Raw genomic sequence first — 14,095 nt, 5'->3', positions numbered from 1 at the left:
TTTCCTTAACTTACCGGCTGTCACACCTTACTAATCTGAACGCTTTCTTACCACAAGGTAGTATTCAGTGTTTATACGTACAAATATGTTTATTTCTATCAGTACATTTACTATTGCCAACGACACTGAAGCCAGCGTGAAGGAAGCCTTCCGGAACCGCCCGCACCTGGTGGACGATGCACCGGGTTTCCTGAAACTGGAGGTTCTGTCTCCGCAGGACAATCCCAAGGAAATCTGGCTTAAAACCTATTGGCAAGACGAGGAAAGCTTCAAAACCTGGTACAAGAGCCACCAGTACCATGACTCGCACAAGGGCATTCCCAAAGACACCAAACTGGTACCGGGCAGCGTGAGCGTGCGCTACTTCTCCCTGGTGGGCGAATAAAAATTAAAACGATAAGGGACTATTGGGCCACTTCCCCGGTGACACTATAGCGCTCGGCGCCCATCAGCAGCAGCTTCTGGGTCTCGTCCAGGTGGTAACGCACCAGGTGCGGCGCGGTGCCGGAGTGGGCCTCCAGGTGCAGTACTTTTTTGGTCCCGAACAGCATGTTGTCCTGCAGAATGGTGGCGTCTAGCTGTACCAACTGGCCTTTGGCATCCAGGGTGTAGGTGACTTCCTGCACGTTGGTGCTCGCATCTTCCTTGGCCTTGTAGCGGCGCACCTGCTGACCTAAGGCGTCTGAGGAGGTCTCTACCGTGAACAGCCCTTTGAGCGCAGGTTTGTTGATATCGGCATCGGCGAAGGGTGCCAGTTCCTCGGTCCAGTTCAGGGAGGAGATGGTCTTGGTTTCTTTCACGGTACCATCTTCCGCTACGGTTTTGCGCACCTGGGCTTTCTTTTGGTTCAGCGCCAAGGCCTCACGGTCCAGGAAACCTACCAGGTCATACGCCTGGTGCGTACTCTTCACCGCCGGGGCCACGGTTCCCTCGTCCTGGCAGGCACTTGCCCCCAAAACTAAAGCCGAAAGCAGGACCAAGGTTGATTTTTGATACCAGAAGCGAAGAGTAGTAGCGTTGAACATGGACGGGGAGAAAGAGAAAGCTGTAAATGGTTTTTGGCTTGTTTTACGCAAAACAGATGAAAAACGGAGATAGAAAAGCAGCAGGTGCTTCGCTATCTCCGTTTCTTATTTAAGGTAAGGCTATTCTACGCTGGGGATCAGCAGCGAGGTACCACTCATATCGGCAGGAGCCTGAACGCCCAGCAAGGCCAGTACGGTAGGCGCGATATCGCCCAGTTTGCCGTCTTGCAGCTCGCCTCTGTAGTCGTTATCGGCTAAGATCACGGGCACCAGGTTGGTAGTGTGGGCGGTGTTTGGCGTGCCGTCTGGGTTGCGCATCACATCAGCGTTGCCGTGGTCGGCGATGATAATGGAGGCGTAGCCGTGGGCAAGCGCCGCAGTCACTACGGCCTCGGTGCACTGGTCTACGGTTTCCACGGCTTTCACTGCCGCTTCAAACACGCCGGTGTGGCCCACCATGTCTGGGTTAGCGAAGTTGAGGCAGATGAAGTCCACGGTCTCTCCTTCAATTTCCGGCACAATGGCGTCTCTGATGTCAAAGGCGCTCATCTCGGGCTGCAGGTCATAGGTAGCCACTTTGGGAGATGGGCACAGCAGACGCTTCTCGCCCTCAAACGGCTGCTCACGGCCACCGGAGAAGAAGAACGTCACGTGCGGGTATTTCTCGGTTTCGGCAATCCTGATCTGGGTTTTGCCGGCATTCGCCAGTACCTCGCCCAGCGTGTTGGCCAGGTTGTCTTTGTCGAAGATGGGGTGAACGCCTACAAAGGTATCATCATAGTTGGTGAGCGTGTAGTAACGGAGTTTCAATGGCGTCATGTCCTGCTCAGGGAACTCGCGCTGCGTCAAGGCCTGCGTGATCTCGCGGCCACGGTCAGTTCTGAAGTTGAAGCAAATCACCACGTCGCCTTCCTGGATTTTGGCAGTAGGTTCGCCGTTCTCGTTCAGGCACACAATGGGCTGGATGAACTCATCGGTGACGCCGTTGTCATAAGACTCCTGCACGGCTTCGCGCCAGTTCACGGAGCCTCTGCCCTGGGCATGCACCAAAAGGTCATAAGCCAGTTTTACGCGCTCCCAGCGGTTGTCGCGATCCATGGCGAAGTACCGCCCGATGATGGAAGCCAGCTTGCCGCCGGTAGCGTCCAGGGTGTTCTGCAGATCAGTGAGGTAGTCCAGACCGCCTTTAGGATCGGTGTCACGGCCATCGGTGAAGGCGTGAACATATACGTTGGGAGCCCCTTGCTCCTGCGCCAGACCGCAAAGTGCCTTGAGGTGCTCAATGTGGGAATGGACTCCGCCATCGGATACGAGGCCTATGAAATGCACCGGTTTGCCGTTCTCGCGGGCGAACTTGAAAGCGTCTTGCAGGATGGGGTTCTGGCCCAGAGTTTTCTCCCTGATGGCTACATTCACCTTCACCAGGTCCTGGTACACCACGCGGCCGGCGCCCAGGTTCATGTGGCCTACTTCAGAGTTCCCCATCTGGCCCTCAGGCAGCCCCACGGCCTCACCGGAGGCTTGCAGGCGCGCGTGCGGAAAACGGTGGAACAGGGAATCCATGAAAGGAGTATTGGCGTGCTCAATCGCCGATACGGAAGGGTCTGTGCCCAGGCCCCATCCGTCTAGAATCATCAAAAGTACCTTTTTGCTCATGCGCGTAAAGATACAAGCCTCTGGTGAAAAAGAAGCGTCTGCCGTTTGATTATGGAGATTTCCTGTATCTTTAGGCCAGTGAACTAATCAGCCTTTGGCATAGTTTTGGCATTGAAGTAGTAAAACCTGCTTAAAACGAGACATGAAAAATTTAAAGAGATTGATGGCGATGACCTTGGTGCTGTTGGGAATGCTGGTAGGCGCCGGACAGGTAGCGGCTCAATCTGACGTGATGGGTGGAATCCAGGCGGCGATCAAAAGCGGTTCATCCCGCGAACTGGCCCGCTACTTCAATTCCAAGGTAGACGTGAACATTGACGGCGACAACGGCAGCTACAGCCAAAGTCAGGCCGAGATGGTGGTACGCAATTTCTTCAGCAAGAATGCCCCGGTAAGTTTCAGCTTTGACCACCAGGGTGGTTCAGAAGACGGCCAGCGCTACGCCATAGGCAAATACAACCACAAAGGCGGCCGCTACAACGTGGTGGTGAAGGTGAAGAAATACGGCGATGCCTATAAGATTGACACCATTGAGTTTAAATAACAGAATATAATTGCCCCTAACAGGACAATCCATAGAAAAGGCACCGATAGTTCGGTGCCTTTTTTTATTTTTGCATCGTGAAAGCATCCTACCTTACCCAAGAAGGCATTAGGGCATTTATCCGGCAGGCCCTGCAGGAAGACGTAGCCGACGGCGACCACTCGTCATTGGCCTCCATTCCCGAGAGTGCCCAGAACCAGGCCAAGCTCCTGGTGAAAGACCGCGGTGTGCTGGCCGGGGTGGAACTGGCCTGGAAGATTTTCCATGAGGTAGACCCCACCCTCCGTCTGGAGGTGTTTTTGCAAGACGGGGCCCAAATCAACCACGGAGACGTAGCCTTCACCGTGCACGGCAAAGCCCAGTCTATCTTGACTGCCGAGCGCCTGGTCCTGAACTGCATGCAGCGCATGAGCGGCATTGCGACCTACACGCAGAGCCTGGCCAAGCTCATTGAAGGCACCGGCGCCAAATTGCTGGACACCCGCAAGACCACGCCTAACTTCAGGATGATGGAGAAATGGGCGGTTCTGATTGGCGGCGGCGCAAATCACCGATTTGGCCTCTTTGACATGATCATGCTCAAGGACAACCACGTAGACTATGCAGGGGGCATTAAACAAGCCATTGAAGCCACCCACCGCTACCTGGAGAAGCTGGGCAAGCCGTTGAAGATTGAAGTGGAGACCCGCAACCTGGACGAGGTGCGGCAGGCGCTGGAGACCGGCGGTATTGACCGCATCATGCTAGACAACTTTGAAGTACCTTTGCTGCGCGAAGCAGTGGAGCTCATTGGCGGCCGCTATGAAACCGAGGCCTCCGGCGGTATCACCGAAGAAACCATCAGAGCCGTAGCCGAGACAGGCGTGAACTACATCTCGGTGGGCGCTTTGACGCACTCTAACCGCAGCCTGGACCTTAGTTTGAAGGCATTTAAGTAGAAAGACCCAATAAACATCAATTAAACCAATAAAGGTAGAAGCGTAGGAAGCAGCAGGTTGGCAAGTGAATCATCATGTTACATGATACTTGCTACGTGATACCAGAGAATTATGCAACAACCAAATCAACGCGGCGGACAGCGGGTACAACAGCAGCAGCCTTTCAACCCCCTGGCCATCCGCACAAAGAAAAATCAGTTAGACAAGAATGATTACGCCAAGATGGCGCTGGTGCAGGTATGGAGAAAAGAATGGTGGCGGGCGCTTATTCCGCTGGTGCTGTTCTCTCTGCCAGCGGTTTTCGCCTTCTCATGGTGGTGGGTTGCGGGTGCCGTGATCATGACGGTACTCTACATTCTGGTGCGTTCTGCGCAGGTCATGGGCGTGACCCAGATGGAGCAGAGCAACGTGCTGTTTGAGCGCGTCATGTTTGAGATTGACCAGCGCCAGATTCTCATGAAACGCAATGACAAGGAAGGCATGGCCCTGCAGTGGGAGATGATTGACCGCGTGGTGCAGACCAAAGATGCCTACCAGATGTACCTCAAAGGCCCTGCCGCCGACCAGCTGCCTACCGGCTGGAAAGGCTGGGTAGCCAAGAATTTCAACGTGCCGGTGTTCCTGCACCTGCCGTTCAAGATTTTCAACAGCCCCAATGACATCAAGCTCATGGAAAGCCTGTTGCGCCGCAAAAACTTTATTCCCGCGTAAGCGTCTAAAACCAGAGAACCCGTTTACGACCTAAATTTCCTAAAGATGATAAAAAATACCCTTTCCGTATTCGCCGTGGCCGGTGCGCTTTTGCTGGCTTCTTGCAGCAGCCAACCTTCTGACCTGCGTCCTGAGGTTAAAGTTTCTGATGACAGCGTTCCTCCCGGAATGCGCAACAACACCGCCAACATTGACAATGCCCGCAATGATGAGGAAACCCGGGAAGATATCCTGATCAACCACGACGAGCACGAGAACCAAACCAAACCAGGTGCCCAGAAAGGCACGCTTCCTACCCAGAAAAGCAACCAGCAGAACGCGGTAGAAAACAACGAAGCAAAAGACCTGCACGAATAATCAACCTTAGCTAGAAGCCCGTTTTTGGCTTGTTTTCCCCAAAACAGACCAAGAACGGGCTTTGGCGTACCTTCTGATTTCTATGAGAAAGACTTTCCTTGCCTGGGCCCTTCTGCTGGGTACCCTGGCTTCTGTTTCTTCCTGCAACAGTTCCCCCAAAACGGAGGAACCCGCCGCAGCTACTGACGCGCAGCCAGGCACTGCCGTAGAAGGCACCGCTGCCCAAGGCCAGCAGCTGGCTTATATCTGCCCCATGGAGTGTGAAGGCAGCGCCAGCATGGAGCCCGGCAAATGCCCCGTGTGCAACATGGACCTGGAGAAGAACCCTGCTTACCAGGCCTCTGCAGACAGCACCGCTACCCTGTAAGCCCTGGCCCTGTAGCCACGTGCTGCCCGCTTTTTTCCCGCACCCGCATGATACAGCACCCGGAAGACTGGTTTCATACCTGGTTTGATTCTCCGTATTACCATCTCCTGTACAAGAACCGTGACACCCGCGAGGCCCAGGACTTCCTGGACAACCTCCTGCGGCATCTTCGGCCCAAACCCACTTGTCAGCTCATGGACCTGGCCTGCGGCAAGGGAAGGCACTCGGTCTACCTCAACCAGAAAGGCTATACGGTTACCGGGCTGGACCTCTCTGAGCGCAGCATTGCCTATGCCAAGCAGTTTGAGAACGAGAAGCTCCACTTCTATGTGCATGACATGCGCGAGGTGTTCAAACCCGAAGCGTTTGATTTCATCTTCAACCTGTTCACCAGCTTTGGGTACTTTGCCGCCGATTATGAGAACGTGATCGCGCTCAGGGCCAGCACGGCCTCACTCAAACCCAGGGGCAAGATCATCATTGATTTCATGAACACGCCACGGGTGATCAATCGGTTGGTGTCCAGGGAGACGAAGGAAGTGGGCGGCATTGTCTTCCATATCACCCGTAGAGTAGAGGCTGGCTTTATCATCAAGACCATTAAGTTTGAGGACCAGGGCCAGACACATGAATTTATAGAAAGAGTACGGGCGCTGCAGTACCAGGAATTTCTGGAGTACTTCCAGATGGCCCAGCTCCGGTTGGCAGACGTGTTCGGGGATTATCACCTGGGGCCGTATGATCCGGAGAAGAGCGAACGTATGATTTTCATCCTGAAGAAATAACCCATGTTAGTAGCGGTCTCTGTTCTGTTTTTTACCGTTTTGCTCGCCGGCTGGCTTGTGCGCTTCCTGCCCCAGGACAACCAGCGCTGGCTCAAATTGCTGCTGGCGTTCAGCGGGGCGTACCTGTTTGCGCTCACCATCCTGCACATTCTCCCCGATGTCCTGCTCAGCACCCAGGACCCGCACCGCGTGGGGTTCTACATTCTGGCCGGCTTCTTCCTGCAGTTGGTGCTGGAGGTGTTCTCGCACGGCGTGGAGCACGGCCACATCCATACGCATCCGCAGGGGAACGGGCACCATCACCACAACCACGGCACGGTGCCGGTGCTTTTGCTCTCCTCGCTCATCATCCACTCCTTTCTGGAGGGTAGCGTGATGGTGCAGAGCCGCATGGCTGCCCAACAGGTGCATGAGCACCTGCACGCCCATGTTCATTCCCAAGTTGGCGACAACTTCTACCATATTCTGGCCGGCATTGCGCTGCACCACATTCCGGCGGCTATTGCCTTGATGTCGGTGTTGGTGGCGCAGCTGCACAGTTTTAAAAAGGCGTTCATGTATCTGCTGTTGTTTGCCGCGGCCTCGCCGCTGGGCTTGCTGTTCAGCAATTACGTGGCCCTGGAGAAACTGCTTTCCAGCGAAGCCTACACTGTGCTCTCGGGATTGGTGGTGGGTAACTTCCTGCACATCTCCACTACCATCCTGTTTGAGACCAGCCCAGAGCATAGGTTCAACCGGGGCAAACTGCTGGCCACCATCGCCGGGGCTTTGATCGCCATTGGGGCGGGCATGCTGTAGAAATCCGGCCGGTAATTCTTAGGAGAAGCACTGCCGCCGATCTGTTTTACGCCTCATTTTCAGAAAACTGGCGTAGAACGGATCGGCGGTTTTTCTTTGGCGCTTTGCCCGGAAACGCTATCTTCATAAAACCCTTTATTGTATGGTCTTGAAAGCTTCTGATTTCTAATCCATTTTATGTATTACAGGCTAATATATGTATCTCTGGCCTTTATGATGATATCTCATTTTGCCTTTGGCCAAGATGAGAATCTGCTTGGAAACAATAAGTTTAGGAATGGCAATCTTAATAAAGCCTATGTGACAGACATATTAAGTAAGCACCCCTGGACTTTGATTAGAATTGACTCCACTTGCTTCGATGAAGGTATTAGCTCGAACACAGTTTCAAATAAGCACTTACTTAGGATTAAGTCTGGTGGGAGCGTAGAATCTGCAGAAGCAATGTTTAGCAGATATAAGTATGATGACGCCAAAAGGGATATCCTGTTTTACAATAGGGAAAATGATGAGTTTTTAGCCCTCTTTCTAACCCAAAAAAGTGGGATTTACTTCCTTGCAGTTCGGAAGCGCAGATTGAATGCCGAAGACTGCTTTACTGTAACCTATACATTCAAACAGGTGATAAAATGACTTTAAGAACTAAGGTAAAACGAGCAACTGAAGTTTAAAGAACTACACCATACAGCACTGTTACACGTCACCATCAGCAGACGGCCTCGCTAGTCGTTTATACTAGCCGGAGGTAAAAAAGAAATTTGCCGGTACTGCCTGCGCCGGGCCGGCGAACGCATAGGTTTTACGTAGAAAGGTTTCTACTCAGATTGAACATAATGCTATGAAGAAAATCATGGTTTGGCTCTCCATTCTGGTGTTGGTGAGCGCTGTGGGTTACTGGCTCTACAAACGCTACGCCCAAGGCCCCGAGTTTTCCTTGTACCAGATAAAGAAGGCGGTAGACAACCGCGATCTGGCGGCACTGGAGAAGTACGTGGACGTGGACCGCACCACCGCCAGTTTCCTGGACCAGGCCGTACAGGCGGGCATGGCCGAGTTGCCCCAGAAAGAACAGGCCCTGGCCGCGATGGCGCTGGGCATGGCAATGGCCTCTAAAAAAGAAGAAGTGCTGCAGACCCTCCGGGGCGGGATTGAGGAGTACGTGGCCCACCGGAAAGGCCTCAATGGCAGGCCTGAAACCGTGAGCGAGGAAGAGTGGCAGCAATTGCAGGCGGTACTTCCTATCCAGAAGCTTTTGAAGGAAAACCCGCTTTCTAACGGTCGGCTGGAGGGTATTTCCTACGTGAACCGCACCGATACCGTGGCCGTGGTTGGCCTTGACCTGCGCGTGCCTTCCCAGCCCAACCCCGTAATTGTGGAGGTGAAGATGCGGGATCGCGACGGTTACTGGCAGGTGGTGGGTCTGCCCAACGCCGGCGTGGTGATGAAGCAACTGGGGCTCCTGGAGACGTTCAAACAGTTCAAGAACCTGCCTCAGATGAAACTGCGCCTGTGATCTCAGGAGCACAAATCCTTTTCCTATCTCTTTTTCCCTTTTGAGGCTGTTTTCTGAAAAATAGCCTTAGAACAACCTGCCTGCCAATTCTCAGCCCATGGTTAATTTTCTGCTCATTGACTGCCCAGACCGCAAAGGCCTCATCTTCACCATCACGCAGATTGTCTTCCGCAACAACCTCAACATCACCAGCAACGATGAGTTTGTAGACCGGCAGCAAAACCATTTCTTTATGCGCGCTGAACTAGCCGGACAGGTGCAACCCGAGGCGCTGGTGGCCGAACTCAGAGCCGAGCTGCCACCCGAAGCCCACATCCGACTGGAGCCGGAGCGCAAAAAGGACATCGTGATCCTGGTTACCAAAGAGCACCACTGCCTGGGTGACCTGCTGCTGCGCCACGAGTACGGCGATCTGAATGCCAATATCAGGGCGGTGATAGGTAATTACGCCGAGTTGGATTCGCTTGTGTCACGGTTCGGGATTCCGTTCCACCACGTATCGCATGAAAATAAAACCCGCGAGGAGCATGACCAGGAGATGAGCCAGGTCATTGCCGCTTACGCCCCCGAATACGTGGTGCTGGCCAAATACATGCGGGTGCTGAGCCCCGGTTTTGTGGCCCAGTTCCCCAACCGCATCATCAACATCCACCACTCGTTCTTGCCTGCTTTCATTGGGGCCAATCCGTACCGGCAAGCTTATGAGCGGGGCGTGAAGATTATAGGCGCCACGGCCCATTTCGTGAACAGTGACCTGGACGAAGGCCCCATCATTGCCCAGAACGTGATCCAGGTGAACCATACCCAGGATGCCCGTGACATGGCCCAGTCGGGCCGTGATGTGGAGAAGATTGTGCTAGCGCAGGCCCTCAAACTGGTGTTCGCCGAGAAGGTGTTCGTGAGCAACAACAAAACCATCATCTTCTAAAGGACCTCGGTCCCGGCCGATTTCTCCCAGCTATGGGCGGCAAGCGTGCCGTTAAGTGCGTTTTGGGGTTAAAAATCAGAAAGTTAAACCTTTGTTAAACCTCAGGTGGGCCTAGGTTAAGTACAGTTATTTCTTCATATTTACCATAGTTGTTCCCGCTAGGGAGATGAGTTCACTTGGTTTAACGGTACAATCATGAAGAATCTACTACTGCTACTGCTAGTCTTGGGCTGGCTTCCGCTGGCCCAGGCCCAAACCCCCACTGGCTCCCTCACCCTGAAACAGGCGCAACCCAAAGCAGGTCAGGAAGTACGGTTCACCTATAACCCGGCCGGTACGGTCCTGGAGAAAGCCGCGAGTGTTACGGCGCTGGTGTACGCCTATGACCAGAACAAACCCAAGGTGCATGAGATAGAACTCAGGAAAGTCAAAGTCGGCTGGGAGGGCAGGTTTACGCCTGAACCTGGGGTAGACGGCGCTGTGCTGCTTTTCAGGGAAGAGGAGACCTATGATCGCAACAATGGCAAAGGCTATCCCTTCTATTTCTATACTGCCAAAAAGCAGCCGGTGCAGGGCGCGTTGTACGGTCTGGCAGCGGCTTACGCAGAATGGGGCGGTATGGTGGGCATTGAAAACGATGGCCCTAAGGCGCTGGATCTTTTAAGCCAGGAAGCTGCCTTGTACCCGGCCCAAAAGCGGGAAATGACCCAGACCAGAACCTACGCCCTGAGTTATGCTTACAAAGGGGAAGAAAGCAAGCAGAAAGTGCTGCAGGAACTGGAAGACCTGTCAAAAAAGCCTAATCTCACGGCCAAAGAACTGGGTTTCCTTGCCAACTACTACAACCGCCTGGAGCAGAAAGACAAAGGAGAGGCTTTCGCCCAGCAGGCCCGCGCCCTGGAGCCTAACGGCGAGTTTGTGCAAATCCAGCGCCTGATGGAGTATTACAACACGGAAGACCCCGCCAAAAAGAAAGAACTGGCCCTGGCTTTCGTGAAGGATTACCCAACCCACGAGCGTGTTACGAGTCTGTTGAACGGCATCGCGCTGGAATACGCCGAGGCAGGCAACTGGTCAGAGTTTGAGGCTTTGTTAACGAAGTACCCGGTCATGGCTACCTCCACCTTGTACAATTCGGCAGCCTGGCGTCTGTATGAGAAAGGCGAAGACCTGGCTAAAGCCAAAGCCCTGGCCCAGAAAGGCTATGAACTGGCCCAAAAAGAAGTCCAGCAACCCACTGAGCCTAAGCCAGACCTCTATGCAGCCACTGACTGGCAGAAGAGCCGCGAATATACCTTAGGCCAGGTGGCCGATACCTACGGTGCCATCCTCCTCAAAGAAGGCGACAAAACCGCTGCCGAGAAATACCTGGCGGAGGGCTACAAGTACACCCGCGGCAACAGCCCCGATATCACCGAGCGTTACGCTGAGGTTCTTGCTTCTGGAGGGGACAAAGCCAAAGCCCAGAAAATCATGGAGGAAATGGTGGCCAGCGGCAACGGCACCGCCAAAGTAAAAGGCTACCTAAAAGACATCTATACCCAACTGCAGAACGGCGAAACCGGGTTTGAAGCTTATCTGGCCAAAGTGGAAGCCCCCGCCATAGAAAAGCTCCGCACCGATCTAAAACGGAAAATGATCCTGGAATCCGCGCCCGCCTTTGAACTGCGCGACCTCAGCGGCAATGTCGTGTCCCTGGCCTCGCTCAAAGGAAAAACCGTGGTAGTGGATTTCTGGGCAACCTGGTGCGGCCCCTGCGTGTCCTCTTTCCCAAGCATGCAGCAGGCGGTGAACAAATTCAAAGACAACAGCAAAGTGGCGTTTGTGTTTGTGAACTCCTGGGAGAACGGGAAAGACAAAAAGAAAACCGCCTCAGATTTCATCAGCAAAAAGAATTACTCGTTCCAGGTGCTGCTGGACGAGGAAAACAAGATGATAGACGCCTACAAAGTCCAGGGCATCCCCACCAAATTCATCCTGGACGCCAACGGCAACATCCGGTTCAAAAGCGTGGGTTTCTCCGGCAACAGTGACAAAGCCGTGCAGGAAATCAGTATGATGATTGACCTGCTCCGCCCTGAGATGTTAACTAGCGTGAAATAACCGTCAAGATTAGTTTAGATAAACAAAGAAGGCCACTGCGTGATGCGGTGGCCTTTTTGTGTTGATTTGTGGAAATCAGCCTCTAAGCGCATCCTTTCTATGCGCTAGCCTACTATTAATTGGGTTGAGCCTTAAACGAAACCAGCTATGTTATTCAGGTTATTCTCCGCCCTTCTTTTAATTGGTTGTGTTTCTTGTTCTTTGAGTGATCCCAAAGCGGATTATCATGCTTTAGCGGCAGCCCAGATAAAAGAAAAAGGGTTTATAGCTTCAGGCGTTCTTGGCACTCCCAATGTATTAATTCAGGCAGAAGATTTCACGGGAGTGATTTTTGACAAAGGAAACAAAGACATAGTTGATGATAGCGCCTTTACCCCAACAGTAGAAGAGGCGATCCTAGCAGAGAATATCATGCGGAATTGTTTCGACATCAATACGGTGGATTATGCTTTTGATTCAGCCTATATAAATAAAAGAGAAATTGAACCGCTGATGGAGTACCGAAGACAGTATTCTGGATTTTATAACGAAGAAGGAGAGCGGGTAATAGGAGTGAATTGTTTCAGACATACCAAAGAAGACTTTCATTCTTCTCCCCAATGGTTAAGAAGAATGAAATATGTCAAAGATGGTGGAAATAGATTCTGGAGAATAGATGTGAACTTAAAGACGAAGCGTTGCGGAAGATTCAGAGTTAATGGACTTGCTTCCCAGCAAAGGCAGTTATTCAAAGCCTTCCTAGTTCGCCCACAAGATCTTTCCAAGATGACATGGGGGTAAGTGTCCTGCAAAGAACAGTCAGCTAAGAATAGTTAGCAATCAACGATCAGCAATCAACAATTCCCTAATACATCCTGGGCAAGTCAATCCCTTTAATTTTCCGGAACAGGCTGATGGCGCTGCTGTCGGTGAGGCCTGAGATGAAATCGGTGATGTTGAGGATCTTCTCGTAGTTGTCCTGGGAAAGCTGGCGTTGTGGGCCCAGGAACTGGTCGGGCACCAAATCCAAATATTTGCGGTGTTTTCCGGAAAACGGTTCGAAAACGGCTTTCAGGAAAGCTTCCAGCAAACCGCCCAGCACCTCAAAGCCGGCGGCTTCAATCTCCAGCACCGGGCGGTGGCGGTAGATGCGGTCTATGGAGATTTTCTTGATCTCGTCCAGCGCTGCTTTCTGCTGCACCAGATTGATCAAAGACTGGTCAAAGGTGCCGTTCAGGATGGCCTCTTCGTTCTCCAGGAAAATGCCGGCGCATTCATAGATCAGGTTATTGATGATCACGGCCCGCCAGACGCCCAGTTGCTCGCGCCAGTCATGGAAGGTGGTGCTGTGGGTTTTGCCCGGGCGTTCGTTCAGGAGCGGGTGCAGCAATGATGCGGCTTGCTCAAAAGGGATCAAGCCCAGGCGGCAACCGTCCTCAAAGTCAATGATGCGGTAACAGATGTCATCGGCGGCTTCTACCAGGAACGCCAGCGGGTGACGGTGGAATGCGTGTTCACCGGCCGGCAGCATGCCTAGTTCCTCGGCAATCTTCCTGAAATGCGCCTGCTCGGCTTGGAAGAACCCGTACTTTTTCTCGCTGGCTTTTTTGGTGCCTTTCACCACGGCGTCTGAGGGGCGCGGGTATTTGGTGAAGGTGGCCAGGGTGCTGTAGGTGAGGCGCATGCCGCAGGTGCCGGTGCTCTGGCCCGGGTAGGTGTGCGTGATGATTCTAAAACCGGCGGCGTTGCCCTCAAAGTTCTGCAAATCAGAAGCCTGGGCTGCGGTCAGGTCTTTCAGATAATCAGCGGCCTCAGAACTCCGGAAGAAAGAGGAAATAGCGTCTTCGCCGGAATGTCCGAAGGGTGGGTTCCCGATGTCATGGGTGAGGCAGGCGGCCGCCACCATGTCCCCGACATCAGATTCCAGCATGCCGGGGTGCGTCTCCAGAATGGCCGGGTGGCGCTCCAGCAGCACCTTGCCCACCATGCGACCCAGAGAACGGCCCACGCAGGATGTCTCCAGGCTATGGGTAAGCCGGTTGTGCACGAAATCGCTCTCGGGCATGGGCATGACCTGCGTTTTGTTCTGCAGCCGCCGGAAAGGCGTGGAGAACACCAAACGGTCATAATCGCGCTGGAATTCCCCGCGCACCGACTCATCGGTGGCGTGTTCTTTGGTCTGGAGGTCAAAGCGTTTCTTGGAGATCAGGCGCTCCCAATTCATCTGTGGCATGGCAAAACTCTAAGCCCCGAAACTACGCCTCCCCAACGTGCAATGCAAGCCAAAACTGCCCCAAGAGAAAACTCTGTTTCAGAGCGGTTTTCCTCAGAACGGCCCTAAAACAGATGGGGTACGGAAAGCCAAATGTTTCCGTACCCCATCTGTTTTCA

Annotated in this window: 15 protein-coding genes; 12 read left to right on the top strand and 3 right to left on the bottom strand. The window is 53.3% G+C overall.

The window, feature by feature from the left end; translation table 11 throughout:
- The first annotated feature begins 85 nt into the window (after window positions 1-85).
- Entirely contained in the window at window positions 86-385 is a 300-nt protein-coding gene (locus J3P34_RS16495) for an antibiotic biosynthesis monooxygenase family protein (RefSeq protein WP_210462457.1), read from the top strand.
- A 19-nt stretch (window positions 386-404) separates the two neighbouring features.
- Here J3P34_RS16495 and J3P34_RS16490 read toward each other — a convergent pair whose 3' ends face one another.
- Together J3P34_RS16490 and gpmI are read right to left on the bottom strand one after the other, a co-directional pair.
- Window positions 405-980: a hypothetical protein gene (locus J3P34_RS16490; protein WP_210462455.1), complete on the bottom strand. Its 576-nt coding sequence runs from the start codon at window positions 978-980 to the stop codon at window positions 405-407.
- Between the two features lie 165 nt (window positions 981-1,145).
- Window positions 1,146-2,681: a 2,3-bisphosphoglycerate-independent phosphoglycerate mutase gene (gene gpmI / locus J3P34_RS16485; protein WP_210489741.1), complete on the bottom strand. Its 1,536-nt coding sequence runs from the start codon at window positions 2,679-2,681 to the stop codon at window positions 1,146-1,148.
- Between the two features lie 142 nt (window positions 2,682-2,823).
- Here gpmI and J3P34_RS16480 point away from each other — a divergent pair, with 142 nt between their 5' ends.
- From J3P34_RS16480 to J3P34_RS16430, 11 genes are all read left to right on the top strand, one after another.
- On the top strand, window positions 2,824-3,225 hold the full coding sequence (locus J3P34_RS16480; RefSeq protein WP_210489740.1) for a DUF4783 domain-containing protein: 402 nt from the start codon (window positions 2,824-2,826) through the stop codon (window positions 3,223-3,225).
- 77 nt (window positions 3,226-3,302) lie between these two features.
- Window positions 3,303-4,163 carry a carboxylating nicotinate-nucleotide diphosphorylase gene (gene nadC / locus J3P34_RS16475; RefSeq protein WP_210489739.1) on the top strand — a complete coding sequence of 287 codons (861 nt, stop codon included), beginning with the start codon at window positions 3,303-3,305 and terminating at the stop codon, window positions 4,161-4,163.
- Window positions 4,164-4,274: 111 nt separating this feature from the next.
- Window positions 4,275-4,874 (top strand): hypothetical protein, encoded by a 600-nt coding sequence (locus J3P34_RS16470; RefSeq protein WP_210462447.1) that lies wholly within the window; start codon window positions 4,275-4,277, stop codon window positions 4,872-4,874.
- Between the two features lie 45 nt (window positions 4,875-4,919).
- Window positions 4,920-5,231: a hypothetical protein gene (locus tag J3P34_RS16465; protein ID WP_210462445.1), complete on the top strand. Its 312-nt coding sequence runs from the start codon at window positions 4,920-4,922 to the stop codon at window positions 5,229-5,231.
- A gap of 82 nt (window positions 5,232-5,313) precedes the next feature.
- A complete protein-coding gene (locus tag J3P34_RS16460; protein WP_210489738.1) occupies window positions 5,314-5,598 on the top strand; it encodes a heavy metal-binding domain-containing protein in 285 nt (94 codons plus the stop codon).
- A gap of 47 nt (window positions 5,599-5,645) precedes the next feature.
- A complete protein-coding gene (locus tag J3P34_RS16455; protein WP_246853757.1) occupies window positions 5,646-6,383 on the top strand; it encodes an SAM-dependent methyltransferase in 738 nt (245 codons plus the stop codon).
- A gap of 3 nt (window positions 6,384-6,386) precedes the next feature.
- Complete coding sequence (locus tag J3P34_RS16450; protein ID WP_210489737.1) at window positions 6,387-7,181, top strand: ZIP family metal transporter; 795 nt, start codon at window positions 6,387-6,389, stop codon at window positions 7,179-7,181.
- A gap of 838 nt (window positions 7,182-8,019) precedes the next feature.
- Window positions 8,020-8,694, top strand: coding sequence for a DUF2939 domain-containing protein (locus J3P34_RS16445; protein WP_210489736.1), 675 nt, complete (start codon window positions 8,020-8,022; stop codon window positions 8,692-8,694).
- 97 nt (window positions 8,695-8,791) lie between these two features.
- Window positions 8,792-9,622 (top strand): formyltetrahydrofolate deformylase, encoded by an 831-nt coding sequence (gene purU / locus J3P34_RS16440; protein ID WP_210489734.1) that lies wholly within the window; start codon window positions 8,792-8,794, stop codon window positions 9,620-9,622.
- A gap of 195 nt (window positions 9,623-9,817) precedes the next feature.
- Window positions 9,818-11,725, top strand: a complete 1,908-nt coding sequence (locus J3P34_RS16435) for a TlpA disulfide reductase family protein (RefSeq protein ID WP_210489733.1) — start codon at window positions 9,818-9,820, stop codon at window positions 11,723-11,725.
- Between the two features lie 147 nt (window positions 11,726-11,872).
- Window positions 11,873-12,505 (top strand): hypothetical protein, encoded by a 633-nt coding sequence (locus J3P34_RS16430; RefSeq protein WP_210489732.1) that lies wholly within the window; start codon window positions 11,873-11,875, stop codon window positions 12,503-12,505.
- A 64-nt stretch (window positions 12,506-12,569) separates the two neighbouring features.
- Here the strand turns inward: J3P34_RS16430 and J3P34_RS16425 are convergent, their stop codons facing one another.
- On the bottom strand, window positions 12,570-13,937 hold the full coding sequence (locus J3P34_RS16425) for a deoxyguanosinetriphosphate triphosphohydrolase (protein WP_246853756.1): 1,368 nt from the start codon (window positions 13,935-13,937) through the stop codon (window positions 12,570-12,572).
- Window positions 13,938-14,095: the final 158 nt, after the last annotated feature.

The sequence above is a fragment of the Rufibacter aurantiacus genome (assembly GCF_017916345.1).
Lineage (GTDB): Bacteria > Bacteroidota > Bacteroidia > Cytophagales > Hymenobacteraceae > Nibribacter > Nibribacter roseolus.
This window is presented reverse-complemented; position numbering and strand designations above follow the sequence as displayed.

What these genes read in the sequence shown, in the direction of transcription:
- J3P34_RS16470 (WP_210462447.1), top strand. Translation starts at nt 4,275, where the DNA reads ATGCAACAACCAAATCAACGCGGCGGACAGCGGGTACAACAGCAGCAG.
- J3P34_RS16430 (WP_210489732.1), top strand. Translation starts at nt 11,873, where the DNA reads ATGTTATTCAGGTTATTCTCCGCCCTTCTTTTAATTGGTTGTGTTTCT.
- J3P34_RS16460 (WP_210489738.1), top strand. Translation starts at nt 5,314, where the DNA reads ATGAGAAAGACTTTCCTTGCCTGGGCCCTTCTGCTGGGTACCCTGGCT.
- J3P34_RS16455 (WP_246853757.1), top strand. Translation starts at nt 5,646, where the DNA reads ATGATACAGCACCCGGAAGACTGGTTTCATACCTGGTTTGATTCTCCG.
- purU (WP_210489734.1), top strand. Translation starts at nt 8,792, where the DNA reads ATGGTTAATTTTCTGCTCATTGACTGCCCAGACCGCAAAGGCCTCATC.
- gpmI (WP_210489741.1), bottom strand. Translation starts at nt 2,681, where the DNA reads ATGAGCAAAAAGGTACTTTTGATGATTCTAGACGGATGGGGCCTGGGC.
- J3P34_RS16435 (WP_210489733.1), top strand. Translation starts at nt 9,818, where the DNA reads ATGAAGAATCTACTACTGCTACTGCTAGTCTTGGGCTGGCTTCCGCTG.
- J3P34_RS16425 (WP_246853756.1), bottom strand. Translation starts at nt 13,937, where the DNA reads ATGCCACAGATGAATTGGGAGCGCCTGATCTCCAAGAAACGCTTTGAC.
- J3P34_RS16445 (WP_210489736.1), top strand. Translation starts at nt 8,020, where the DNA reads ATGAAGAAAATCATGGTTTGGCTCTCCATTCTGGTGTTGGTGAGCGCT.
- J3P34_RS16480 (WP_210489740.1), top strand. Translation starts at nt 2,824, where the DNA reads ATGAAAAATTTAAAGAGATTGATGGCGATGACCTTGGTGCTGTTGGGA.
- J3P34_RS16465 (WP_210462445.1), top strand. Translation starts at nt 4,920, where the DNA reads ATGATAAAAAATACCCTTTCCGTATTCGCCGTGGCCGGTGCGCTTTTG.
- J3P34_RS16495 (WP_210462457.1), top strand. Translation starts at nt 86, where the DNA reads ATGTTTATTTCTATCAGTACATTTACTATTGCCAACGACACTGAAGCC.
- J3P34_RS16450 (WP_210489737.1), top strand. Translation starts at nt 6,387, where the DNA reads ATGTTAGTAGCGGTCTCTGTTCTGTTTTTTACCGTTTTGCTCGCCGGC.